This is a genomic window from Streptomyces sp. NPDC004111 (assembly GCF_042874215.1).
Lineage (GTDB): Bacteria > Actinomycetota > Actinomycetes > Streptomycetales > Streptomycetaceae > Streptomyces.
The window spans coordinates 148,845-173,229 of the sequence record NZ_JBIAMU010000021.1 but is presented as its reverse complement, the minus strand read 5'-3'; the positions used below and the strand labels follow the sequence as shown (position 1 = coordinate 173,229).

Below are 24,385 nucleotides of genomic sequence, written 5' to 3'. Positions count from 1 at the left end.
TACGAGGTGTGCCGGGCCACCGCGCGGCCCGCCCGCCCATCCCGCGACTCTTCACGCACGGTAGCGGAATGGTTACGCAAGGTTCTACGCTCGTGCCAATGGGCGCACAGTACGAGTTCAGACTCCTGGGACCACTCGAAATCCTTCGCGACGGCCTTCCCGTACACCTCCCCGCCACCCGCCAGCGGATCCTGCTCGCCGCCCTCCTCAACGACGCGGGAGCGATCGTCCCCGTCGGCACGCTCGTGGACCGGGTGTGGGGCGACAGCCCGCCGGGAGGGGCGCGCAACACCCTGCAGAACTACGTCCTGCGGCTGCGCCGCGCCCTCGGCCCGGAGCTGGTCCGTACCCACGGCCGCGGCTACGCGATCGACGTCGCGCCGACGGCCCTGGACACGTTCCGGTTCGCCGCCCTCGTGCGGGAGGGGGCGGCAGCTCTGGAGGCGGGCGAGCCCGCGCGCGCCGCGGTACTGCTGCGGGAGGGGCTGGGGCTGTGGCGCGGGGAGCCCCTGTCGGACCTGCCGGGCGAGCTGTTCGCGGACGTCCTGCCCGCGCTCGTCGAGCAGCGCGTCCACGCCCACGAACTGTGCGTCGACGCCGAACTGGGCCGGGGGCGGCCGGCGGACGTACTGCCCGAGCTGTGCACGCTCACCGAGACGCATCCGCTGCGCGAGCGCTTCTGGGCCCAGCGCATGCTGGCGCTGTACCAGTGCGGTCGCCAGGGCGAGGCGCTGGCCTGCTACCGCAGGGTGAGCTCGCTGCTGGCCGAGGAGTTGGGGGCGGATCCGGGGAGCGGTCTGCGGGCGATGCACCGGCGCATCCTGACGGCCGCGCCGGAGCCGGTCGCCGTCGCGCAGCAGGTCGCCGTCGCGGAGCCGGTCGCTGCCGCGGAGCCGGTCGCTGCCGCGGAGCCGGTCGCCGTCGCGGCCCGTGTCCGGGCCGCCGCTCCGGGGAACCTGCCCGCCGAGACGACGACCTTCGTCGGGCGGGAGAGTCAACTGGCCCTCGTGCAGCGGCTGCTGGAGCGGTCCCGGCTGGTCACCCTCACGGGGGTGGGCGGCGTGGGCAAGACCCGGCTCGCGCTGCGCGCCGCACTGCGCGCGGCTCCCGGCTTCGCGGACGGGGTGTGGCTCGCCGATCTCGCCAGCCTCTCCGAGCCCGCCCTGCTGGACCGTGCGGTCGCCGACGCGCTGGGGGTTCGGGACCAGTCGGCGCGCCCCGCGGCCGACGCGGTCGCCGACCACCTCCGCGGCCGGAGCGTCCTGCTCGTCCTGGACAACTGCGAGCACCTGGTCGACGAGGTCGCCGTACTCGCGCTCCGGCTGCTGCGGGCCGCGCCGGGGCTGCGCGTGCTGGCCACGAGCCGCGAGCGCTTCGGGGTGCCGAGCGAACACGTCCTGGTCGTTCCCGGGCTCACCCTCCCCGAGGCGCACAGCACCGCCCCCTCGGAGGCGCTGCGCCTGCTCACCGACCGGGCGGCGGGCTGCGCCCCGGCCGCCGCCCGCTGCTACGCGGACAGCGCGCCCGCCGCCGAACTCTGCCGGCGGCTGGACGGCATCCCCCTCGCCATCGAGCTGGCCGCCGTCCGGCTGTCCTCGCTGAGCGTCGAGCAGGTCCTGGACCGGCTGGAGGACCGGTTCCGGCTGCTGGCCGCCCCGCGGGCGGGCTCGCCGCACCGCTACCAGCAGACCCTGCGCGGTGTCATCGACTGGAGCCACTCCCTGTGTACGCCGGGCGAACGGCTGCTGTGGCAGCGGCTGTCGGTCTTCGCGGGCAGCTGCGACCTGGAGGCCGCCGAATCGGTCTGCGCGGGGGACGGGATCGCTTCCCACGAGGTGCTGGACCTGCTGACCGCACTGGTCCACAAGTCGATCGTGGTCGTCGAGGAGACCGGCGGCCCGGCCCGCTACCGCCTCCTCGAAACCATCCGCCAGTACGGGATGCGGCGGCTGGAGGAGCAGCCGGCGGCGGCCACCGGAGTGCGCCTGCGGCACAGCGGTCACTACCACCGCACGACCGCCCGCGCCGCCGCCGAGTGGTGCGGCCCGGCCGAGGTCGGCTGGCTGCTGGCGCTGCGTGCGGAGGTGCCCAACATCCGGGCCGCCCTGGAGTTCTGCCGTACGCATCCCGGTCTGGCCCCCGTGGGTGTGGAGATCGCCGTCCATCTCACCCGTACCCGCTTCTGGTTCTTCGGCTGCACGCCCGGCGAGGGGCGCCACTGGCTGGAGACCCTCACCGCGGCGCGCGGCGAGCTGCCCGCGGAGGTGGCCGCCCTGGCCACCGCCATGAAGGCGTGGATCGCGCTCTGCCAGGGCGACAGACCCGCGGCGCGCGAGTTCGCCGGGGCCTGCCGGAGCGCCGGGCCGTTCGCGACGACCGCGCCCGCCCTGTACATCGAGGGCGCGTACGACTTCCTGGTGCACGGCAGCCCCGGCTGTGTCGGTCTGCTCGCTCGGGCCCGCGACGCCTTCCGGGCCGGCGGGGCCACCGGTGACGCGCACATGGCGACGATGCTGTGGGCGATGGCCGCGGCCTTTCTCGGCACCCGGGAACCGGCCCGGCTCGCCTGCCGTACGTACGTGGCCGAGGCGGAGGCCAACGGGGCCGAGTGGGCCCGCTCCTGGGCCCACTGGTGCACCGGCCTCACCGAGCTGCTGCACGGCGACCCGTCCCGGGCGATCGGCCCCCTGCGGGAGGCGCTCGTGCGCCAGCGGGCCCTCGCCGACAGCTGGGGGCCGGTGTGGAACGTGGAGACGATCGCCTGGACGCTCGGGGCGCTGGGTCACCCCCGGTACGCGGCCCGACTGCTCGGCGCAGCGGACCGCCTGCGCCGCACCACGGGCGTCACCCTCACCGGCCTCCAGCCCTTCCACACCGTGCACTCCCGCACGGAGTCCGCGGCCCGGGACGCCCTGGGTGCGGACGTCTGCGCGGCGGAGTGGGGCCGGGGATCGGCGTCCGCCGACGGCGTCGCCCTCGCACTCGCCCTCGTCGCGGAACTGGTGCCGCAATCGGGGGCCGACGGGCGGCCGTCCTGAGGAGGGAGCCCGGGACGCGGCCTGTGCGCGGCCCCGGGCGGCCCGCCGGGCGGAAGGAGGAGGTCCTCCTTCCGCCCGGCGGCAGCGGATTTCAGCAGGCGCGGACGGAGGAGACCCGGTTGCCGATCCCCTCCCACTGGATGGGACCGATGTACCCGTCGAGGATCCGCGTCAGCTCCCCGCCGTAACCGGCCCGGTCGTACAGGCACCAGGTGTTGCCGGAGATGTTCTTGACGGAGCGGACGTTGTTGTCGAGTACGCCACCGGCCACGCCGGCCAGGTCCGACACGCCGTACTTCATCGAGATCACCCGGCCGTCCCCGTGGTCGCCGGTGTAGATGCAGAACCCCCACCTGTCGCAGTGCCAGTCCGCCGCCTGTTCCTGCGCCGAGACGGGGGCCGCCGCGAGCAGACCCGTGGCGGTGAACAGGGCGGTGACCAGGACCTGGGCGAATTTGGACTTCTTGGCGCGCATCGCGGTTCTCCGTTTCGGTTCGTGCCGGACGTCGTTCGTGCGCCCGTGCACGGCAGCTCCGTTGCTTGACGGGTCCCACGCTTCCAGCCGTCGATCTCGCGGCGCTCACTTGCCGGTCACGCGGCTGCGGTCGGCCGCCGTGCCGGTCACACGGCTGCGGTCGGCCGCCTTACTGCATGGGCCGGTCGGCCCCGGTGGAGGACCTGTGGCCCCTGCCGGGGCGCGGTGCGTCCGGGCGACTCTCGAAGAGGGCCCACGATCCGGGAGGTGACGCGGATGTCCCGCACTGGCACGCAGGCACGCGGTATCGACGGCGTCGCGGGGCAGGGGTGGTGAGGGCCGTGGTGCTGCCGCTCGTCGTGGGGATCGACGGCTCGGCGGAGAGCCTGGGGGCCGTCGACTGGGCGGTGGACGAGGCGCTGCTGCGGGGGCTGCCGCTGCGGCTGGTGCACGCTTCGCTCTGGGACCGGTACGAAGGCGGGTTCCCCCGTGGGGAGAGCGCCGTCAACGGCAGCGCGGGCACGTTCGACCGTCTCGTCGAGGGCGCCGCTCAGCGGGCCCACCGCCGGTCGGGCGGTGCGGTGGGGGTGTCGGCCGTGACGGTGACCGAGGAGCCGGTCTCGGTGCTCCTCGACGAGGGGCGCAACGCCTCCGCCCTGGTCCTGGGCAGTCACGGCAGGAGCGGCGTCGCCGATCTGCTGCTCGGCTCCGTGGGGCTCGCGGTCGCCTCCCGTGCGGACTGCCCCGTGGTCGTACTGCGCGGCGGCCGTCCCGCCGGTACGAAGCCGCGGCCCGGACCGCGGATCGTGCTCGGCATCGGGAGGCCGGAGCCGCCGGGCGCCGGGGAGGAGCCGGAGCACCGGCAGCCGGCGGCAGCCGTCCGCTTCGCCGTCGAGGAGGCGCGGGCGCGCCGGGTGCCGCTGCTGGCGATGCGCGCCTGGCGGTGTCCCGCGCACGAGGAGGCCGAGCATCCGCTGCTGGCCGGCGAACCGGCCCGCCACCATGCGCGGCGCGCCGCCGAAGCCCTGGAAGCCGCGCTGCGCGACGTGGCCCCGGACGTCGAACTGGAGCGCCGGACCGTCGAGGGCCCCGCGCGGAAGGTGCTGCTGGACGCCTCGCACGGCGCGGGGCTGCTGGTGATCGGCGCCCGCCGCCGGGACGGGAGGTTCGGGCTCCAGATCGGCCGGGTCGCGCACACCTTGCTGCACCACTGCGCCTGTCCCGTCGCCGTGGTGCCCGAACGCTGGTAGGGGCACCGCGCCGTGGAGCAGCACCGGGCCCCCGTACCGCCGCCGTGGAGTGGAGAGACCGTCCCGCGAAGGAGCACCGCCATGACCGTACGCGTCGGCATCAACGGCTTTGGCCGGATCGGCCGCACCTATCTGCGCGCGGCACTGCGCCGCGCCGAGCAGGGCACGCGGCAGGTGGAGGTGGTCGCGGTCAACGACGTCGCGCCGCCCGGCACGCTGGCCCATCTGCTGGAGTACGACTCGACGTTCGGGCGCCTGGGACACGAGGTGGTCCACGACGACGGTGCGATCACCGTGGCCGGTCACCGGATCGCCGTCACCGCCGAGCACGACCCGGCGGCACTGCGCTGGGGCGAGCACGGGGTGGACGTCGTCGTGGAGTCCACCGGTCGCTTCCGGGACCGCGACCGGGCCGCGCTGCACCTGAAGGCGGGCGCCCGCAGCGTGCTGCTGTCGGCGCCCGGCAGGGACGTGGACGCCACGTTCGTCGTGGGCGTCAACGACGACACCTACGACCGGGAGCGGCACCGCATCGTCTCGGCGGCCTCCTGCACCACCAACTGCGTGGCTCCGATGGTGAAGGTGCTGCACGAGGCCTTCGGGGTGGAGCGCGGGACGATGACCACGGTGCACGGCTACACCAACGACCAGGCGCTGCTGGACGGTCCCCACACGGACCTGCGCCGGGCCCGTTCGGCGGCGCTGAGCATCATCCCGACCAGTACGGGTGCCGCACGCGCCGTGGGCACGGTCCTGCCGGAGCTGGACGGTGTGCTGGACGGCGTCGCGGTGCGGGTTCCGGTGGAGGACGGCTCGCTGACGGACCTGGCGGTCGTACTGGCCCGGGAGGTCGAGGCCCGGGAGATCAACGAGGCCTTCGACGCGGCGGCCCGCGGGCCGCTGGACGGCGTCCTGCGGGTGTCCCGGGCGCCCCTGGTGTCGCGCGACGTGATCGGTGACCCGGCGTCCTGCGTCCTGGACGCCGGCCTGACCCGGGCGCACGGCACGCTGGCGAAGGTGTTCGGCTGGTACGACAACGAGTGGGGGTACTCCCACCGGCTCCTCGACCTCACCGCCCTGATCGCGGCGGACCGCTGATGCGGACGAGGGGAGCCGCCGTGCCCGCCCCGTTGCGGGGCACGGCGGCCGTGGTCCTGGACACCGACGGGGTGATCACCGACTCGGCGCGGGTGCACGCGGCGGCGTGGAAGACGGCCTGCGACACCTTTCTGCGGTCCCGTACTCCCGCCGGGACCGCGGCCGGCCGCCCCTTCGACGCGCGCGAGGACTATCTGCGGTACGTCGACGGCAGGTCGCGCCTCGACGGGGCCCGGACGTTCCTGGAGTCCCGGGGGCTGCACCCGGGCGAGGACGAGCTGAGGGGCCTGGCCGCCCGCAAGGAGGCGCTGTTCACCGCCCGGCTGCGCGAGCACGGAGTCGACGCCTACCCCGGCACGGTCCTGCTGCTGCGCACCCTGCGGGCCGCCGGGGTGCCCTTGGCCGCCGTCTCCGCCTCCCGGCACGCGGCGGAGCTGCTGGAACGCGCGGGCCTGCGCGGCCTCTTCGACGTCCTCGTGGACGGCGGTGAGGCCGCCCGGCTGCGGCTGCCCGGCAAGCCCGACCCCGCGCTGTTCCGGGAGACGGTCCGCCGCCTGGGCGTCTGCGCCCACCGGGCGGCGGTCGTCGAGGACGCGCTGGCCGGGGTGGAGGCGGCCCGCCGCGGCGCCTTCGGTCTGGTGATCGGCGTGGACCGGTCGCACTCGCCGGCGACGCGGGTCCGGCTGCTGAGGCACGGCGCGGACCTGGTGGTCGACGACCTGGCGAGGCTCCTGGTCCTGGAGGACCTGGCGGGCTGAACACACGGGAACGGGCAGTACGGAGCCAGCGGCACGGGAGCCGAGGATGCGGGAACGGGAGCACGGTCCGGCCCATGACTGGACCTGGGCGTACGAGGGTTACGACCCGGCCCGGGAGCAGGTGCGCGAAGCGCTGTGCACGCTCGGCAACGGCTGCTTCGCCACCCGCGGCGCGGCGCCCGAGTGCCCGGCGGGCCCCGTGCACTACCCCGGCACGTACGCCGCGGGCTGCTACGACACGCTCGGTTCGACGGTCGCGGGCAGGCAGGTGGAGAACGAGGACCTGGTCAACCTGCCCAACTGGCTGCCCCTGCGCTTCCGTTTCCTGCGTGCCGGGGACCGGGACTTCCTTCGTGCCGGGGACGGGGACACCCGCGCCGGCGCGGCCGACGGCGGGCCGGAGCCGTGGCTGTCGCCCGACTCCCCCGCCCTGGTCGAGCACCGCCAGTGGCTCGACCTGCGGGGCGGGATCCTCGAACGCGAGGCCCGTTTCCGGGGCGCGGACGGCCGGTGTCTCTCCGTACGGCAGACCCGGCTGGTGAGCATGGCGGACCCGCATCTGGCGCTGCTGCGGACCCGGTTCACCGCCGAGGGGTGGGCCGGTGACATGGAGGTCGAAGCGGGCCTGGACGGCACGGTGCGGAACTCCGGGGTCGCCCGTTACCGCCAGCTGGACGGCCGGCACCTGACCCGGGTGCGCGGCGGGGCCGCCGACGGCGGGGACCTGTGGCTCGGCTGCCGCACCCGTACCTCCGGCATCCGGATCGCCCTGGCGTCCCGCGTCGTCGTACGGGAGGACCCGCCGGCCGCCGTTCCGGCGCGGTCCGTCGCCGGAACGCGGGTGCGGCAGGCCGGGCGGTACGTGGCCCGGGTGCTGCGGCTGCGGCTCGCCCCGGGCCGTACGGTCACCGTCGACAAGACCGTGGCCCTGCACACCTCGCGGGACGCCACCGTCGGGGACCCCACGCGGGCGTGCCTCGACCGGCTGGCCAGGACGCCCGGCGCCGACGGCGTCCTCGGGGCGCACCGGGACGCCTGGGAACTGCTGTGGCGCAGGGGCGAGTTGACGGTGCCCGGCGAGGCGGGGCGGGTGCTGCGGCTGCACCTGTTCCACGTGCTGCAGACGCTCTCCCCGCACACCGCCGGCCTGGATGCCGGGGTTCCGGCGCGGGGGCTGCACGGCGAGGCGTACCGGGGGCACGTCTTCTGGGACGAGCTGTTCGTGCTGCCGTACCTGAACCTGCGGTTCCCCGAGGTGTCGCGCGCCCTGCTGGACTACCGCCACCGCAGGCTGGAGGCCGCGTGCGACGCGGCCCGCGCTTCGGGGCTGCGGGGCGCGATGTACCCCTGGCAGAGCGGCGGCGACGGCCGGGAGCAGACCCAGCGCCTGCACCTCAACCCTCGCTCCGGACGGTGGCTTCCGGACCACACGCACCTCCAGCACCACGTGGGTTCCGCCGTCGCGTACAACGTGTGGCAGTACTGCGAGGCGAGCGGCGACACCGCCTATCTGCACACCAGGGGCGCGGAGATGCTGGTGCGGATCGCCCGCTTCTGGGCGTCGCTGGCCTCCTACGACCCGGGGCTCGACCGGTACCGCGTGCGCGGGGTCGTCGGGCCCGACGAGTACCACGACGGCTATCCGGGTGCGTCGTCGCCGGGGCTCGACGACAACGCGTACACGAACGTCACCGCCGCCTGGGTGCTGGCCCGCACCCTCGGTCTGCTGCGGGCGCTGCCCGCCCCGCGCCGTCGCGAACTCCTTTACGCGGAGGGCCTGTTGGACGATTCCGAGCGCTCCGAGCTGGCCCGCTGGGACGAGATCTCGCGGCGCCTTTACGTGCCCTTCCACGAGGGGGTCGTCAGCCAGTTCGCGGGGTACGACGCGCTCGCCGAGCTGGACTGGGAGGACTACCGGAAGCGGTACGGGGACATCCGCAGGCTCGACCGCATCCTGGAGGCCGAGGGCGACACGGTCAACCGGTACCGGGCCTCCAAGCAGGCCGACGTCCTGATGCTGGGCTACCTGTTCTCCGCCCCGGAGCTGCACGGGCTCTTCCGGCGGCTCGGGTACCCGGTCGACGCGGACGTGTGGCGGCGCACCGTCGACTTCTATCTGTGCCGCACCAGCCACGGCTCCACCCTCAGCGGGCTGGTGCACGGCTGGGTGCTCGCCCGGGTCCGCCGGGGCGAGGCGTGGCGGTACTGCCAGGAGGCGCTGGCGGGGGACATCGCCGACGTCCAGGGCGGCACCACCGGCGAAGGCATTCACCTGGGCGCCATGGCGGGCACCCTGGACCTGGTGCAGCGCGGGCTGACCGGGCTGGAGCCGGGGGACGGGGTGCTGCGGCTCGACCCGGTGCCGCTGCCGGAGATCTCGGAGTACGGGTTCCGGATCCGCTACCGCGGTCACTGGGGGGTCGGGCTGAGCCTGCGGGCGGGCGAGCTGCGGATGGCGGTGCCCGCCTCCCGGCTCGGCCCGATCGTGGTCGAACTCCCCGACCGTACGGTCACGGTGGCCCCGGGCGAGACGTGCCGGCTCACCCTCGTGGGCCACGGCCCGCCGTCCGGGCGGGCCGGCCCGGAGGCGTGACCGCGGTGCGCCGACCGGGACCGGTGCTCCTCATCCGGTGTGCGGCGGCGGGTGCCCTCCGGGGTCGCGCAGTACGGACAGGCGCCCGCGGTACTCGTCCTCGTCGACCTCGCCCCGTGCGTACCGCTCGGCGAGCACCTGCTCGGCGGAGGGCGCGGCGTGCGAACCTCCGTTCCGGCGGTCGCGGTTCAGTGCGCGGCAGGCCATGACGCCGAGGAACACCACCAGCGCCCCGAACACGATCGTGCCGAACGACATCGCGGCCCACCCCCAGCCGCTGACGCCGTGGTCCGGCCAGTACATCACCGCGGTCACCTCCTCGCCGCCGCGGTCACCGGCTCCGTCCCGGCTCCCGTACACCGAGCATCCGGCGCCCGCCGCTCCCCGGGCAGGGGACGGACGCCCCTCCCCGGGGTCCGAACGGCCCCACCGGCAGGGTCGGTTTCGGGCACGAGGGGGGCCTGCCGTCGGGGACACTGGTCGGTGTGACCGCACCTCGTCGCGAGCGGCCCGCACTCGGCCGCGGCGTCCACTCGCTCATCCCCGGCGGGCCCACCGCCCCGTCCGCCGACGCCCAGGTGGCCGCCGTCCTCGCCGGGCTCCGCACGGTGCCCGTGCAGGCCGCGGTGCTCCAGGCCGCCGCCGTGCTGCTGTCCCATCTCGCGGACACCACGGCACAAGAGGGTGTCCGCGACGCGGCCACCGCCACCCTCGCCCATCTCACCGCCGCTCTCGACGAGGGTTCCCCGCCCGCCGGCTGAGCCGCACGGCGCGCGCCTGCCCGGCCCGCCGCGCGGCCCCGCGCGGGTGCGTGCGCCGCAGCCGGCACGCGTCCTCAGGCGGGGTGGTTCCTGAGTCTGGCCAGGAGTGTGACGATGCGCTCCGTCTCGACGTCGGCAGCCGGGGCGGCGTCCGGACTCGGCGGGGACGGCAGCGGAACGGAGCGGGCGCGGACCGGAAGGTCGTTCGTCGACCGGGCGTGATGTGCCCGGACGGCCGCGCCGATGATCAGGGAACCGGCGATGGGGGCCGGCGCCGGAAGCGTGGCCGCGACCGGACGCGACAACGGGACCGGGACCCGGACCGGGTGCGCCGCGAAGGCCGGGGACTGAGCGGGGTGCGCCGCGCGGACGGGTGCCGGGGCCGGGTGCGGCGCGCGGACGGGTGCCGGGGCCGGGTGCGGCGCGCGGACGGGTGCCGGGGCCGGGTGCGGCGCGGGAGCCGCTGCGGCTGCCGGGGCGGGCAGCGCGGGGCGGGTCAGGGGCGGCCGGGCTCCGGTGGTGCCGGGCCCCGGAATCGGTACGGCCGTGGTGGGCAGCTCGACGACATGGGTGAGGCCGACTCCGCCGGGGAGGGGCAGGGCGGTGAGGGTGCCGCCGTGCGCGTCGACGATGCCGCGGGCGATCAGCATGTGGGCCGGGTCCTCGACCGCGCGCGGGCCGCGGATCTCGATGCGCAGGACGTCGCCGTACTGGTCCGCCGTGATGACGACCGTGGTGTCCGCCCGGCCGCCGGTCCGGCCCCGCGGGCGGCCGGCTCCCGAGGACGGGTAGCCGCAGGCGTCCGCGATCAGGTGGGCCAGGGCGGTCGTCGCGCGCACGGGGTCGAGTACGACGACGACGGAGGGCGCGTGCACGGCGAACGGGGTGCGGTGCGGGCCGGTGAGCGCCGTGGCCTTGTGGATGCTGTTGGTCACGAGGTCGCCCAGCACCATGGGGTGCCGGGTGACGGTGGCAGTGCCCGCCGCCAGCCGCTGGTGGTCCACGAGTCCCTCGGTGAGCCGGTCGTCCAGTTCGCCGCGGAGGGAACTGGCCAGTACGGCGGCCAGTTCGGCGTGCCGGGCGGCGAGCGCCGTGTACCGCTCCTCCTGCTCCTCCTGTCGCGCCCGCTCCGCGCGTTCGGCCGCCTGCTGTTCGGCCCGGTCGGTGAGTGCGGCCAGTTCGGCGGCGTACTCCTGGACCAGTTTCTCGTAGGGGCCGCGGTCGGTGAAGGTCATGACGGCGCCGACGATCCGGTCGCCGTCGCGGACCGGGGCGGTCGTCAGGTCAGCGGGGACGCGTTCGCCGCTCCTGGACCGGAGCACTTGGCCGCGGACCCGGTGCTTGCGGCCGGAGCGCAGGGTGTCGGCGAGCGGGGACTCCTCGTACGGGAAGGGGGTGCCGTCCGGGCGCCGGGCGAGGACCAGCGGGTGGAGGGCGGCGCCGCGGAGTTCGTCGGCGCCGTGGCCGAGGAGCTGGGCGAAGGAGGGGCTGACGCGGACGATCCGGCCGGCGGTGTCGGTGCAGGCGATGCCTTCGGTGGCGGCGCGCAGGATCGCCTCGGCGAGGGCCGCCGAACGGAACCCGTCGTCTTCGGTACCGGCTCCGACGTCGGCTTGGGGTTCGGCGGGGCTGCCGGGCCTCCCGGACCTGCCTCGGGGAGCGGGGTCGGTGTGACCGGCCGCGCCGTCGCGGCGGCCGGACACATGACTCTCGGGGAGGGCGTCGGAGATGGCTGCGAGGCGGGCGGTGCCTCGGGAGAGGGGCGGGACCACGGCGACGGTTCCTTTCCGGGCCTTTGGGCGGGCGAGGCGACGGACCCGTCCTCGCCGGGGGCGGCGGCGGACGGCGGAGGTGCTCCGGGCGCACGGGGAGCGTGCGTGCTCACCTGCGAGGGACATCTCTGGCCCGCCGTCAGAAACCTAACCCTCCGCCGACGGCGGCACGGGCCCGTGCGGGCACCGGACGGGGTTTCTTAAGCCTTCCTTGAGATCGTGATCAGGCAGGGATCAGGTGACCCTCCGGCCGGGCCCGCTTCCGGGGCGGCAGCGGGCCGTGCACGCGGTGTCCCGGCCGGGGCGCACCCGCGCCCCTTGGGGATTCGGGCTGGTTGTACAGTTGCGCAATATGACTGGTATTGCCGGATCTGCGGCAATGATTCGAGGCGACGAATGGAGTTGGTGAGATGCTTCGCAACGTGATGCAGCCGTGGCACCTGGCGATAGTGGCAGTGGTGTTCATCCTGTTGTTCGGAGCGAAGCGGCTCCCGGACGCGGCCCGCTCGCTCGGCAAGTCGCTGCGCATCCTCAAGAGCGAGGCCAAGGCGCTGAAGGAGGACGGCACGCAGCCGGCCGCCACCTACACCGCGGAGCCGCAGGCCTCCCACGCCGCCCCGCCCCACTCGGCCCCGCAGGCGGAACGCACCGCGCACTGACGCGACGGACCGCACACGCCTCCCGTACGGGGGCAGCCGAGCGCAGCGGGGTCCGCTGCGCTCGGGCACGTCCGTTGGTGCGGGGGGTGTTACGGCGTACGGCCGCTCAGAAGTGTTCGACCGTCTTGCCGTCCGGCACCTTGTAGCAGCCCGACACCAGATCCAGGCTGAGCATCGGCGCGTCGCCCTTCTCCATGTTGGTGACCTTCACACTGACCTTCTTCTCGTCGTGGTCGGCGGTCAGGGTGACGCTCTTGTTCTTGCTGTTGTTCGGTCCGTAACGGACGATCTTCCACCCGTGCTTGGGCAGTTCGCTCTTGAGCCGTTCCATCGCTTTGGCCTGGTCGCTCACCGCGGCGGCTTTGAAGGACCACGGATGGAAGACGCGGAAGTAGGTCTTGGGGTCCTTCCCCTCGCAGCCCGTCACTCCCGCGGAGTTCTCCGAGGCCTTTCCCTTCACGCCCAGCAGGTCGTAGATCTCACTGGAGACCTTTTCCACCGCGTCGGCGGCGTCGCGCGAGGTGCTCGTGCCGGCGAAGGGGACCCCTTCGCTCTTCTCTTCGGTCATGCCACATCCTGCCAGGGCTGTGAGTACAAGGGGGACGGCGAGCACAGAGGCACGCGTTCGGGTCTTCACGTCTGAGCTCTCCTATTTCGCGCGCCGTACTTCTTCGCTCGCCAACGGGTCGGGCGGCGGCTTCAATTCCACTTCATCACCTCTTCCCGCGACGACCAGGGCCTGATTCTGCAGACTCGTGGAACCCTCGTCCCAATAGCCGCTGTGGCCCTCGGTGTCCGTGGTCATCTGGTTGGCGCCGAACTGTTCGTCGCTGGGAATTCTGAAATTGAGACCGTCCCCGCCGTGTCCGTAGCGGCCGACGTCCGGCACGATGTCCCCCTCGGCCTCCTGGTTCCACACATGCCCCTTGGGAACGTCCATCTCGTCGGCATGTCCCACCTTGACACCGGGGCTGCCCGCGAAAACGACGTCGTCGGTGTTGAGGTTCCCCGTCTCCGCCGCAGCGCCGACCAGGGTCGTGCCGTACGAATGGGCGATCACCGTACGGTGCGGAGCCGCGTCGCCGGTGTGTGACGTCTCCAGGCCGTCCAGGAATTTGTTGAACGCCGGTGCGCCGTCGTACGCGTAGTGCTCGAAAGGGGCGTCCTTGACGACGGAATCAGGTGCGTCGTATCCGAGCCAGGTAATGGTGGATACGGATTTTCCGCCCGCTTTGGCGTCCGCCGAGTTCCACACATTGACCGAACGGTTGATGTCGCCCTCGATCGACCCGAGTTCCGCCGTCGTGCCCGGCACGTAGACCGCCTGGTGGTCGGCGGTGTCCGGGTTTCCGTTGGCGATGATCGCGCGGCCGTCGTCCTTGGTGCTGAAACCCAGCAGATACGCCTCGGGCAGTCCTTTCGTACCTGTCTGGTCGAAGCGCTTCTGGATGGCGTCCATTCCGTCGATGGACTTGTGGGCGTTCTTCCGGTCCTCCTCCCACTTCTTCCACGCCACGCTGTCGACCTTGACGCCCCTCATGATGGTGCCGGTCATCGGGTTGATGTAGTCCGTCTGCCGGGTGGGCTCCGGGTTCTTCTTCAGCCACGCGTCGTACTCGACCTGCGCGGTGCCCCGGGCCTCGGCGAGCACCATGCGGTTCGCCTCGTCGCGGACCGTGGACGGCAGCCCGTCCAGGTTGCCCACCGAGTCCGCCCGCATCGACAGCCACGCCGCCTGCTGGTCGACGTCCAGGCCCTTCCACCACTCCGCGTTGGCCTTCGCGTCGCCCTTCTCGGGCGGCTGGGGCAGCGAGTTGAGGTACTCCTTGCCCGCCGTCTCCACGCCCCGGGTGTCCGCCGAGACGTCCGCCCAGTCCCGGTCACTGACGGTCAGGTCGTCGTCCGCCTTCAGCGCGCGCAGCTTCGGCGCCCACTTCGTGTCGGCCTCGGTCGCCTCCTTCAGGGCCGCCGCGATCCGGTCCGCGCAGTCCTGGGCGAGACGGGCCTTGGGGTTGGGGTTGACGTTGGCCGACTGGCGCAGGATGGCGGAGGCCGCGTCGGACTCCAGGGAGCCCGCCTGGCCGCCCTCCGGCAGCTTGCCGTCCTTGTCCTGCTCCCCGGCGGCGGGATAACTGACCGAGCCGTCCGCGTTCACCGTGAGGCCGCCGGCCTTCGCGTCCGCCAGGGCCCCTTCCAGCTTCTTCTTGGCCGCTTCCAGCTCGTAGGAGAACGCGACCAGCGCCGAGGCGACGAGCCCGCACTCGGTCTGCACGTAGTGGAAGTTCTTTCCCAGTTCCGTCAGCTGGCCGATCGCCTCCGTCGCGGCCTCGCCCTTGAGCGACTTCCGCATGGCCACGGCAATCTGATCGGTGACGCGGTCGTGGGCGGCACTCGCCATGTCCGAGGTGCTGCGGTATCCCTTGGCCGCCTCCGTGAACTCGGTGGGTTCCACGGCCTTGAGCGTTGCGAGATCCATGAGGTGCTACCGCCCCTTGCCGTCTCCGCCGACCGCGGGCGTGTCGTCGTAGTCCACCTTCAGCTTGCCTATCTCGGTCCTGACCTCCTGGTCGGTCCGCACCTGGTCGTTGCCGACCTTCGTCAGCAGGCCCGCGAGGCTCTCGCAGCGCTTGTTCACGCTCTTGACGTAGCGCTCCCAGGACGTGTGGACCTCCTTCTGGGCCGCCGCGGTCTCGCAGCCGGCGTCGGCCCCCAGCCCGTTCTGGCCGTCGGAGAGCTTCCCGAGCGCCTGGCCTATGCCCTCGCGCAGCGAGCCGACGTCCTGTCCCGCCTTGGCCCAGGCCGCCTTGTTCGCCACCAGAGTGCCGGTGTTGCCCCCTACGCCGGGGTCCACCTGGTTCAGTTGCATTTGCGTGGTGTGCTGCTCGGCTGTCGCCGCCTTGAGCTGCTCCCACTCCTCCCATGCCATGCGTACCTCCCCGTTCTTCGCGCCGCACCACCGGACCACATGCGTGTGCTAACGCAACGTTGCGATGATCGCCCCGTACGATACGGCGTCCTCCGGTACGGCTCGCAAGGGGCCGGGCCGGGCAGATGGCACGGGGCCCGGAAGTACAAGATCGGCGGGGCCTACCGGTTCCGGCGGTGGACGCGTATCCCTGAAGGGCGGCCCCGATCGGGGCCGTTCCCCCAGCGAGGAGACCCTTCCGTGGACGACTGGTACGTGGACGACCGTTGCTTCAACTGCGATGTCGCGCGACAGCTCGCACCCGGTCTGATCGGCGAATCCGACGGGAAGTCCAGGATCCTGCGCCTGCCGGACGACGAAGCGGAGACGCGGCGCCTGCACGCGGCGGCCTTCGCCTGTCCCACCCGTTCCGTCCGCCCCGGCGCCGGCCGGCTCGACGAGCGGCTCGACCCGTTCCCCATGGCCCTCGACAGCGGCGTACTGCTGTGCGGCCACAACTCGCAGCAGACCGCGGGCGCCAACTCGTACCTGCTGCTGCGGCCCTCCCGCACGGTCATGATGATCGACACACCGCGCTGGAACCGCGGCCTCGCCGAACGCTACGCGGCGCTGGGCCGGGTCACCGACGTACTGCTCACCCATCGCGACCACGCCGCCCACGGCCGCCGCTACGCGGACCACTTCGGCGCCCGGCTGTGGATCCACGAGGGCGACCTCGACGCGGCGCCCGACGCGGACCGGGTGATCCGGGGCGTCGATCCGTGCGAGATCGGCGAGGGGGTCACCGCCCACCCGCTGCCCGGCCACACCCCGGGCAGCGTGCTCTACCTCGCGGACGACCGGTACTGCTTCAGCGGCGACAGCTTCTACTGGTCGCGCGGCACCGGTGACCTGGAGGTCACGCAGAGCGTGGTCTGGTACTCCATCGAGGAGCTGGCAGCCTCACTGGCCAGGACGGCGGGACGGATCCGGTTCGAATGGGTCCTGCCGGGCCACGGCGACCGCCGCAGGCTGCCCGCCGACGAGATGTCCCGGCGGCTGGGCGCGCTGACGGAGCGCGCCCGGCTGATGCGACCGCAGCCGATCGACTTCACCGCGGTGCGGTGGTGAGCGGCGGTCCCTGCCAACTGTGCGCCGCTCAGGGGCTATTCCTGCTCGCTGCACCCCGGTGAGCGGCTTCCTCTGTCAAGCGCGCACTGCTGAGCGGCGATTCCTGCCCGCCGCACCCCGGTGAGCGGCTGCGCCTGCCAACTGTGCCCCGGTGGGCGGCCGTTGCGGCCCGCCCGCCGTGGCGCGCTTCGTCTCAGGCCGTGGCGCGCTGTCCGAGCCGCAGTTCCACCTCGTCCCCCGCGCCGCTGAACTCCCGGATCCGCCAGACGCTCTCGCTCATCCGGTTCCCGGCGCCCGTGGTGTACGCGGGTACGCGCAGCGAAGCGCCGGGCGGGTCGTCGGTGGTCAGTACGGCGTCCGCCACCATCCCGTCGGAGAAGTGCAGGTCCACGGCGATCGGCCACGGCCCGGCGACGAAGGCGAGGGGGTCGGCCAGTCCCTGGAGGCGGCAACGCGCCCCGGGGAACAGGTGCGTGTAGCCGCACACCGCCGGGAAGGTCTCCGCGTCGTTCGGTCCTGCCACTGAATCCGGCTGGGGCATGGGGCTGCTCCTGGGGGTCGGGCGGCTGTCGCGACCAGTGTGACGACCGGTGCCGCCGAACCGCGGTACTGACCCACTGAACCGCGGTACCGACCCACCGAACCTCGGTACCGACCCGGCCGCCAGCCGCGACCGGGCGGTCCCGGGCGGAACACCCGCCGCCGACGGCTCCCGGGCGTTCCACCCCGGCATTCCAGGCCGCACCTGTCTTCGCAGATCAGGGGTGGTGCCCGCATTCCAGCGTCCCGTGCTTCCCGGCGCGCGTGGCGTCCGGGACGGGCTGTTGCGCAGACTCGTCCCGCCCCGGCTGCCGCAGTCCGGACGGCCGTCCTCGTACCGGCCCCTCCCGCACCCTCGAAAGGCCTGGAACACCTGTGGCCCTGCAGATAGCGCTCACCGCCGAACCGATCCCCTCGCACGTCTCCGCACTGGACTACGTCATCCGCCCGGCCCTGGAGCAGGGGCACCGGGTCTCGCTCCACGGCCCCCTCATGTTCCGCCGCGCGGCTCTGCGGCGCGGGGTGGAGTTCCACAGAGCCGGCACGAGCTGGACCTGCGACCCCGTCGTCCAGCGGACCGCGAGCGCGCTGTGGGCGGAGTCCGGCAACGCGTCGTTCAACCGGTACGTCTTCGGCGACCTCCTGCCCGGACGCGCCGGGCAGAAGGCCGCACACCTCCTCGCCAACTGGACACGGCGGCGGCCCGATCTGGTCGTCGCGGAGTGCAGCGACCTCGGCGCGCACCTGGCCGCCCGCGTCCTGGGCCTGCCGCTGGTCGCCGCGGACAACGGCCTCGGTCCGGTGCTCCTGCACCTCTGGGACACCGACGTCGCACCCGCCCTGCTCCCCCTCTACAAGCAGTACGAGCAGGACGGCCTCCCCGTCCTGCCCCCGCTGATCACCCCCGCGCCGGTCCCCTGGTTCTACGGGAGCACCGCGCACCCGCTGCGCGCGGTGCGGCGCACGGTCGCGGAGCACCGTGCGCCTGCCGTCCCGTCGCCCGAGGACCGCTCCCCGTCCGCGCGTCCGCTGGTCTATGTGAGCCTCGGCACCCTGACCACCGCGATGCCCGGCCTGCGCGGCACGGTCAAGGCCCTGTACGGGGACATCCTGGCCGCTCTCCAGGACTTCGACTGCGAGACGGTCGTGTCGGCGGGTGCCCTGGCGGAACGCGTGCGGCGCTCGCACCCCGACGCCCGGGTCGTCGAGCACGTCGGGCAGCCGGCGCTGCTGCGCCGGGCCGGCCTGTTTGTGACGCACGGGGGCCGGGCCTCGCTCCTGGACGCGGTGCAGGGGGCGACCCCGGTCCTGGCGCTGGGCATCCTCGCCGACCAGCCCGACAACGCGGACGCGTTCGCCCGCCTGGGCCTCGGGCGCGCCCTGGACGTCAGGGCGTCGCGCCCCGAGATCGCCGACGCCGTACGGGCCGTGCTCGACGCTCCGCGTCCTCGCGAGGCCATGACCGCGGCCCGGCACGAACTGGCCCGGCTGCCGGCGGTCGATCTCGTGGAGCTGTGGAGTTCGGCACGCTCCCGCACGCCGTGAGGCCCCCGGTCAGCTCCGGGGCACCGGGGCGGTTCGGGAGCCGCGCAGGTCGACGACGCGGATGTTGTCGTGCCGGACCTCCCGTGTGACGGGGTCGCCCGCCGCGGTCGAGGAGGCCGGGCGGTACAGGCCCCACTTGAGGTAGCCGAAGGTGGTGGGGTTCTCGGGGTGGAAGGTGTTCACGCCGGTGTACGTCTTCTTCAGCGTGAAGTCCCCCTCCCCCGGCAGCTGTACGGAGATCCTGTAGTAGCCGGTCTTCTGCTCGGCCCAGCGGACGTCGATGCGGAACCGTATCCACTTGTTGACCAAGTCGCGGAAGTCCTCGACCACCGGTGCCTGGAGGTTCAGGAGCGGGGAGCGGAACGCGATCTCGTTGCGCTTCGCCATCAGGTAGAAGGACGGCTTGTTCCCGCCCGCGTGCTTGCCCTGGAAGATGATGTCCCCGGCGCTTCCCCTGCCGGTCTCCCAGTCCTTGAGCATGACGCTGAACTCGTAGCGGTGCTCGTCGCCCACGTGGATGAGCGAGGGTCGCAGCGCGTTGTTCGCGCTCTCGCTGCGCGGTGCGCCGTCGGAGACGTAGTCCGGGTCGTTCAGGGTCACCTTGTGCGAGACCGCGTGGGAGCTGCCGTCGCCGCCGTTCTCGACCCGGGAGGCGTCGGGGGCCTTGGCGTGGGTGGTGGTCAGCCCGGGGATGCCGGAGTCGAGGGTGCCGGACTCGTAGGTGACGTCGAGCAGCCCGGCGGCTCCCCCGCGCTGCGCGGCGTCCGGTGTCGCGGAGGCGGTCGCGGCGTATCCGCTGCCCGCGACCGCGGCCAGGCAGACGGCGATGCAGAGCCTCTTGTGTGCCTTCTTCATGTGAACTCCCTGATGTGTGGGGGGGTGGGGAGAGGGAGGGGTGGGGGTGCCCGGTTCAGTAGCGGGGGCGGTCGGTGATCCGGACGAGGTTGCGGCCGCGCAGCGTGTAGAGGTGGCCGTGTTCGTCGTTGGCGAGGTGCGCGTCGCTGTACCAGCTGCCGTTGACGGCGGGTACGACGACGGAGGGGGCGAAGGTCCGGGGGTGGAAGCGGAAGACGGTGGTGCTGGACGCCCCGTAGACGACGCCTCGGTTGGTGACCAGGGCGGCGAATCCGTTGCTGACCGGGGTGATGTCCGCGCGGTGGATCAGGGTGCGTCGCGGGATGTCGACGACGAACAGGCCGCCCTTGCGGGACAGTCCGTACAGGTGGCGTCCGCGTACGACGAGGGCGGCGGTGCCGGCCGTCTGCCGCGGGTCGATCCGCCACAGTTCCCTGCCCGCCACCGGGTCGAACGCGACGACCGTGGCGCGCGGGCCGGTGGCCGTGGTGTTGTCACCGCCGAGGAAGGCGACGCCGTCCCGGCTCGCGACGCCGCGCACGCACTGGGACGCGTCGATCGGGTCGCGGAAGTGCCGCGACCTGCCGGTCCTCGGGTCGTACGTCCACAGGGCGCCACCGCCCTCGGTGTCGCACTGCACTCCGACGAGCACGAGTCCGTTGTCGTGGTCGCGGGTGACGTCCAGCGGGCGGTTCTGCTCGGCGGGGAAGGAGCACGCCCGGCCGGTGCCGCCGGTGCGGGGGTCGTGCCGCCAGATGCCCTGGGAGTTGTACTGGCCGGTGTACAGGACGCGGTCGACGACGACGCAGTCCTTGGCCTCGCCGGGTGCCCGGAGGTTGACGACCTGGTTCCGGCCGGGCGTGTGGCGGGCGATCGTGGCGTTGCCGCCGACGTAGACGTGGCCGCCGCCGGCCGCGATCCCCATGGCCGTCTGCGCGGCCCTGGGCGCGCCGGCCCTGTGGAGGTCGGTGATGTCCGCGGCTTTTCCGGCCGGGTCGATCCGGGCCACGAAGCCGTGGGCGGAGGTGACGACGAGGGCGCCCGCGTGGCTGTCCACGCCCCAGATCTCGCCGAGTTCGGGGCCGTCGTGCGGGACGGGGGTGATCGTGTTGCCGGACGGGCGGTAGGCGAGCAGACCGGATTCGTTGGCGCAGTAGACGGTGTCGCCGATCTGCGCGAACGACTTGGCGACCTTTCCGATCGAAGTCGCGACCCGGTAGGAGGACGGGGCGTTCAGGTCCAGGAGGGCGATCTTCGCGTCCTCCGTGGAGCCCGCGGAGCTCACCGCGAGCCGGTCGCCGAACACCGCGAGGTCGCGGATGCTCGGATCGTTCAGCATTTCCTTGGGCGTGATGGACGTGAAGGTCCTGGCGGAACGGTCGTAGGCGTAGAGAGCGGCTCTGCTGGTGTCGCCGCCGCCGTTGAAGGTGGTGCCCGCGCCGAAGAAGGCGTGCGTACGGCTGGCCGCGACGGCCCGCGCGAGGGTGACCCGGGGGTCCGGGATGCCCGCGTTGCGGACGACGCCGGTCGCGGGGTCGTACTCCCACAGGGCGGGGGCGGTGCTGCTGCCGCCGCCGACCGCGTAGAGGACACCGTCGGGTGCCACGGACAGGGCGCGTACGTCGCGGTCGGCGATGTGGCCCAGGGGTTCGGCCGGCCTGTCGGGAGCCGTGAGGTCCCAGCGGAAGAGGTTCGGCCGGTCGCCGGACGTCTTCTGGAGGATTCCCGCGTACAGGTACCGGCCGCTGTCGTCGGCGGCGAGTGCCTGGACGGAGTGGCCGTTGGTCAGTTCGGTGCGGGCCACCACCTTCTTGGTCGGCAGATGGACGGCGATGATCTGGACGGGCTCGATGTTGCGGGATCCGATGTACACGGTGTCGCCGACCAGGACCCCGCTCATCAGCGAGAACTGGCTCACGGCCGGGCCGAGGTCGACGACGCGCGGGCCGTCGGTTCCGGGCGCGGGCGCCGCGCCGGCCGGGCCCGCGGACAGGCCGACGGCGGCGAGGCCCGCCAGACCGCCGGCCTTCAGGACGTTCCTTCGGCCGGGATGTTGACTGTTCATGGCACTCCTGTGGGCTGAGTCCCGCATGGGTCCGCAGAACTTCGTGCCCGAAGGCGTTCGGGCACGAAGGCGTCCGCACACTTCAGCCCCTGGCGCGATTTTCGGTCAACCGCAAGGAAGTGAATCGATCAGAATCGATAGGAAAGCAAAGCCGGAACGGAGCCGGGAAGGATCCCGCCCGCACCTCGCCCCCCTGCCTCACGGCCCTTCGTGTCCCGAGCAGTTCGGTCCGGCAGGGGTCTCCCGCACAGTGACCACCTGGGATACAACTGAACGGACACAACAGAAGCAGACCGATATCCATCGATCACAGCGAAGGGAAGGAGACGCCGGAGTGCTGGCATCGGAGCGGCAAGAGTTCATTCTGGCCAGCGTGCGGCAGCGCGGCACCGTACGGCTGGCGGACCTGGTCGAGCGGCTGGGCGTGACCCCCGTGACGGTGCGCCGGGACGTCACGATCCTGGCCGACCGCGGACTGGTACGGCGCGTCCACGGCGGGGTCACTCTCCCCTACCGCGGTTCGGCGGCCGACGAGCGGCCCGCCCGGGGGGCCTTCGCCCACGGCCGGGTGGCCGACCAGGCCTTCGTCGGCATGGTCGTGCCCACCGTCGAGTACTACTGGCCGGCCGTCATCCAGGGCGCCCAGTCGGCGGTCGCCGCCGCGGGCGGGCGGCTGGTGCTGCGCGCCTCCGCCTATGACGCGGCCGAGGACCGGCGACAGGTGACGGGACTTCTCGACCGGGGGGTACGCACGCTGCTCGTCGCCCCCACCAACACCGGTGAGGCGGGCCAGGACCTGTTGCGCTGGCTCGGCACGCTGCCGGTCCCCGTCGTCCTGGTGGAGCGGCTGCCGCCACCGGCCCTGCCCACCCTGCCCCTGGACGCCGCGACCACCGCGCACAGCCTCGGCGCCGGGCTGGCCGTACGCCATCTGGTCACCCTCGGGCACCGCACCGTCGCCTTCGTCACCGCACGGTTCAGCCCCACCACCAAGGCCCTGCGGGAGGGCTGGCAGGAGACCGTCACCTCGCTCGGCCTGCCCTGCCACGAGGGACTCGCCCACGACGTACCGCCGTACGGGTCCTCCGGCTGGGCGGACGCCTACGACGCGACCCTGCGCAGTTGTCGCGAGGCGGGCGCCACGGCCCTGTTCGTGCACTCCGACAGCGAAGCCGTCGGCCTGGTGGAACGGGCCCACGAACACGGCCTCACCGTCCCCGGCGACCTCGCCGTCATCACCTACGACGACGAGGTGGCCGCGGCCGCCGACCCTCCCCTGACCGCGGTCCGCCCGCAGAAGCACCGGCTCGGCGCCCTGGCCGCCGAGATGGCCCTGGCGCGGGCCGCCGATCCGGTCGAACGCCCGGTGCACCGGGTCCAGTTGTGGCCCACGCTGGTCGTGCGCGCGTCCTGCGGGGGCACGGCCCCCGCACCTGATCCGGCAGGCCGCTGACCCGGGGACCGGCTCCGGCCGCGGCACCGACGACCGGGATCACGCCACCAGCAGGCGAAGGCCGAGGTCCGCCGCTTCGAGACCGGCGAGGCCGCCGTTGCGGGCGGCCCAGCGGCCGGAGGCGAGGTCGTCGCCGAGGGCGTGCACCGCGCGCTCCTCGGCCTCGGGCCCCACCCTCGTCCACACCGACATCGCACGGCGTACGTGTTCCGCCAGGTACGCCTGCGGGCGGCGCCAGTACGCCTCGAACAGGCCGTCGGCACAGTCCCAGGGGACGGGCACCGACTCGCTGCGGGCACCGATCGCGTCGGCCATCGCGGCCAGCGAGGGGAAATCCGCGAGGACTGCGGCGAACTCGGGCAGGTAGTCACGGGTGAGCCAGAACCGGTCCTGCCAGTCGGGCTCGTCGGTGTCGAAGGTGAGCACCACGACGCGGCGGGCCACCCGCCGCATCTCGCCCAGGCCCGCGATCGGGTCGTGCCAGTGGTGGACGGTGGAGACGGCCATCGCGACGTCGAAGGACCCGTCCTCGAACGGCAGGCTCTCCGCGGCGGCGGCCACGCACGGCGCGGCGCCGGCCGGCCGCTGCCCCCGCATGACCTCGGACGGCTCCACCGCGGTCACCTCGCGGTCGGCGGGCTCGTAGGAGCCGGTTCCGGCCCCGACGTTGAGTACGGTCCTGGCGTCGCCTAGCGCTCCCCAGATCCGGGCGGCGATCCGTGGATCGGTGCGCCGGGTCGCGGTGTAGGCGCCGCCGATCTCGTCGTACAGCCGCGCTCCGAGCATTTCGAGTTGTTCCTCCGGTGTCACCCGCAGTCCCTTCCCCCGTGCGGTGAGTTCCCTGTCGATGGCCGTCACCATGGCGTCGACGCGGTCGCGCCGCTCCAGCAGCAGGCCGCGCAACCGGTGCAGGTGCGCGACCGTGTCGGTGGTCGGGTCGCCGACCAGTTCCGCGACCTCGCGCAGCCCGAAGCCCAGCCGCCGGTAGACCAGCACCTCCCGCAGCCGCTCCACGTCGGCCGCCGCATAGGCCCGGTAGCCGCCCGCGGTCCGGGCCGACGGCCGGACGAGTCCGATCTGGTCGTAGTGATGCAGCGTGCGGACGCTCACTCCGGCCAGCTTGGCCACGCGCCCCACGGTCCAGTGATCCTCCACGGCTCCCACTGTGCGGCCTGACGCCGCGTGAGGGTCAACAGCCCCCGGGAATCCGCTCAGCCCTTGACCGGAGCCTTGGCCCCCGCTTCCTTCACGAGGCGGTCGCCGGTGTTCAGCGAATTCCACAGGGCTTCGTCGATCCGGAACTTCTGCGCCGTACCGTCCTGGAGTCGTACCTCGACGTAGTGGTACAGGCTGGAGCCGTCGGTCATCCCGCGCGACTTGTCGACAACAACGCCGTCCCAGACGTCCGCTTCACGGACTTTGCGTGATTTGAACATGCCTCCACGGTAACCCCCGGCCGCCACCGGAACGCGAGCGACGGTCGGCGC

Annotated in this window: 21 protein-coding genes; 10 read left to right on the top strand and 11 right to left on the bottom strand. The window is 73.2% G+C overall.

Translation table 11 applies throughout. From position 1 onward, the window contains the following. The first annotated feature begins 98 nt into the window (after positions 1-98). Positions 99-3,038 (top strand): BTAD domain-containing putative transcriptional regulator, encoded by a 2,940-nt coding sequence (locus ACFYVL_RS34730; RefSeq protein WP_389252128.1) that lies wholly within the window; start codon positions 99-101, stop codon positions 3,036-3,038. Positions 3,039-3,129: 91 nt separating this feature from the next. Here ACFYVL_RS34730 and ACFYVL_RS34725 read toward each other — a convergent pair whose 3' ends face one another. Then, positions 3,130-3,513: a peptidase inhibitor family I36 protein gene (locus ACFYVL_RS34725; RefSeq protein ID WP_389252126.1), complete on the bottom strand. Its 384-nt coding sequence runs from the start codon at positions 3,511-3,513 to the stop codon at positions 3,130-3,132. A gap of 332 nt (positions 3,514-3,845) precedes the next feature. Here ACFYVL_RS34725 and ACFYVL_RS34720 point away from each other — a divergent pair, with 332 nt between their 5' ends. The 4 genes from ACFYVL_RS34720 to ACFYVL_RS34705 all read left to right on the top strand — a co-directional run bounded on the left by ACFYVL_RS34720 (position 3,846) and on the right by ACFYVL_RS34705 (position 9,212). Continuing rightward, complete coding sequence (locus ACFYVL_RS34720) at positions 3,846-4,763, top strand: universal stress protein (RefSeq protein ID WP_389252171.1); 918 nt, start codon at positions 3,846-3,848, stop codon at positions 4,761-4,763. A gap of 81 nt (positions 4,764-4,844) precedes the next feature. After that, positions 4,845-5,861: a type I glyceraldehyde-3-phosphate dehydrogenase gene (gene gap / locus ACFYVL_RS34715; RefSeq protein ID WP_389252124.1), complete on the top strand. Its 1,017-nt coding sequence runs from the start codon at positions 4,845-4,847 to the stop codon at positions 5,859-5,861. Further along, positions 5,861-6,619, top strand: coding sequence for an HAD family hydrolase (locus ACFYVL_RS34710; protein ID WP_389252122.1), 759 nt, complete (start codon positions 5,861-5,863; stop codon positions 6,617-6,619). Before gap ends, ACFYVL_RS34710 begins: the two co-directional genes overlap by 1 nt. Positions 6,620-6,665: 46 nt before the next feature. Continuing rightward, positions 6,666-9,212: a glycoside hydrolase family 65 protein gene (locus tag ACFYVL_RS34705; RefSeq protein ID WP_389252120.1), complete on the top strand. Its 2,547-nt coding sequence runs from the start codon at positions 6,666-6,668 to the stop codon at positions 9,210-9,212. A 30-nt stretch (positions 9,213-9,242) separates the two neighbouring features. Here the strand turns inward: ACFYVL_RS34705 and ACFYVL_RS34700 are convergent, their stop codons facing one another. Then, complete coding sequence (locus ACFYVL_RS34700) at positions 9,243-9,527, bottom strand: SHOCT domain-containing protein (RefSeq protein WP_389252118.1); 285 nt, start codon at positions 9,525-9,527, stop codon at positions 9,243-9,245. 170 nt (positions 9,528-9,697) lie between these two features. On the opposite strand from ACFYVL_RS34700, the gene ACFYVL_RS34695 reads away from it, so the two are divergent. Further along, the gene (locus ACFYVL_RS34695; protein WP_389252116.1) at positions 9,698-9,973 is read left to right on the top strand and encodes a hypothetical protein; all 276 of its coding nucleotides are present in this window, start codon (positions 9,698-9,700) and stop codon (positions 9,971-9,973) included. Between the two features lie 74 nt (positions 9,974-10,047). Here ACFYVL_RS34695 and ACFYVL_RS34690 read toward each other — a convergent pair whose 3' ends face one another. Beyond that, complete coding sequence (locus tag ACFYVL_RS34690; RefSeq protein ID WP_389252114.1) at positions 10,048-11,745, bottom strand: PAS domain-containing protein; 1,698 nt, start codon at positions 11,743-11,745, stop codon at positions 10,048-10,050. Positions 11,746-12,155: 410 nt separating this feature from the next. Here ACFYVL_RS34690 and tatA point away from each other — a divergent pair, with 410 nt between their 5' ends. Then, a complete protein-coding gene (gene tatA, locus ACFYVL_RS34685) occupies positions 12,156-12,404 on the top strand; it encodes a Sec-independent protein translocase subunit TatA (protein ID WP_389252112.1) in 249 nt (82 codons plus the stop codon). Between the two features lie 106 nt (positions 12,405-12,510). Here tatA and ACFYVL_RS34680 read toward each other — a convergent pair whose 3' ends face one another. From ACFYVL_RS34680 to ACFYVL_RS34670, 3 genes are all read right to left on the bottom strand, one after another. Further along, positions 12,511-12,972, bottom strand: coding sequence for a hypothetical protein (locus ACFYVL_RS34680; RefSeq protein ID WP_389252110.1), 462 nt, complete (start codon positions 12,970-12,972; stop codon positions 12,511-12,513). An 81-nt stretch (positions 12,973-13,053) separates the two neighbouring features. Beyond that, positions 13,054-14,880 (bottom strand): alpha/beta hydrolase, encoded by a 1,827-nt coding sequence (locus ACFYVL_RS34675; protein WP_389252108.1) that lies wholly within the window; start codon positions 14,878-14,880, stop codon positions 13,054-13,056. Positions 14,881-14,886: 6 nt separating this feature from the next. Continuing rightward, complete coding sequence (locus ACFYVL_RS34670; protein ID WP_389252106.1) at positions 14,887-15,330, bottom strand: hypothetical protein; 444 nt, start codon at positions 15,328-15,330, stop codon at positions 14,887-14,889. Between the two features lie 240 nt (positions 15,331-15,570). Here ACFYVL_RS34670 and ACFYVL_RS34665 point away from each other — a divergent pair, with 240 nt between their 5' ends. Then, entirely contained in the window at positions 15,571-16,440 is an 870-nt protein-coding gene (locus ACFYVL_RS34665) for an MBL fold metallo-hydrolase (protein ID WP_389252104.1), read from the top strand. Positions 16,441-16,633: 193 nt separating this feature from the next. Here ACFYVL_RS34665 and ACFYVL_RS34660 read toward each other — a convergent pair whose 3' ends face one another. Beyond that, entirely contained in the window at positions 16,634-16,981 is a 348-nt protein-coding gene (locus ACFYVL_RS34660; RefSeq protein ID WP_389252102.1) for a hypothetical protein, read from the bottom strand. A 374-nt stretch (positions 16,982-17,355) separates the two neighbouring features. Here ACFYVL_RS34660 and ACFYVL_RS34655 point away from each other — a divergent pair, with 374 nt between their 5' ends. Then, positions 17,356-18,525: a glycosyltransferase gene (locus ACFYVL_RS34655; protein ID WP_389252100.1), complete on the top strand. Its 1,170-nt coding sequence runs from the start codon at positions 17,356-17,358 to the stop codon at positions 18,523-18,525. A gap of 9 nt (positions 18,526-18,534) precedes the next feature. Here ACFYVL_RS34655 and ACFYVL_RS34650 read toward each other — a convergent pair whose 3' ends face one another. Then, positions 18,535-19,380 carry a heparin lyase I family protein gene (locus ACFYVL_RS34650; RefSeq protein WP_389252098.1) on the bottom strand — a complete coding sequence of 282 codons (846 nt, stop codon included), beginning with the start codon at positions 19,378-19,380 and terminating at the stop codon, positions 18,535-18,537. 55 nt (positions 19,381-19,435) lie between these two features. Further along, positions 19,436-21,445 carry a PQQ-binding-like beta-propeller repeat protein gene (locus ACFYVL_RS34645; protein WP_389252096.1) on the bottom strand — a complete coding sequence of 670 codons (2,010 nt, stop codon included), beginning with the start codon at positions 21,443-21,445 and terminating at the stop codon, positions 19,436-19,438. 334 nt (positions 21,446-21,779) lie between these two features. Here ACFYVL_RS34645 and ACFYVL_RS34640 point away from each other — a divergent pair, with 334 nt between their 5' ends. Next, complete coding sequence (locus ACFYVL_RS34640) at positions 21,780-22,898, top strand: substrate-binding domain-containing protein (RefSeq protein ID WP_389252094.1); 1,119 nt, start codon at positions 21,780-21,782, stop codon at positions 22,896-22,898. A gap of 39 nt (positions 22,899-22,937) precedes the next feature. On the opposite strand, the gene ACFYVL_RS34635 is transcribed toward ACFYVL_RS34640, so the two are convergent. After that, on the bottom strand, positions 22,938-24,035 hold the full coding sequence (locus ACFYVL_RS34635) for a MerR family DNA-binding transcriptional regulator (RefSeq protein ID WP_389252169.1): 1,098 nt from the start codon (positions 24,033-24,035) through the stop codon (positions 22,938-22,940). Between the two features lie 74 nt (positions 24,036-24,109). Further along, positions 24,110-24,334, bottom strand: a complete 225-nt coding sequence (locus ACFYVL_RS34630) for a hypothetical protein (RefSeq protein ID WP_389252092.1) — start codon at positions 24,332-24,334, stop codon at positions 24,110-24,112. Positions 24,335-24,385: the final 51 nt, after the last annotated feature.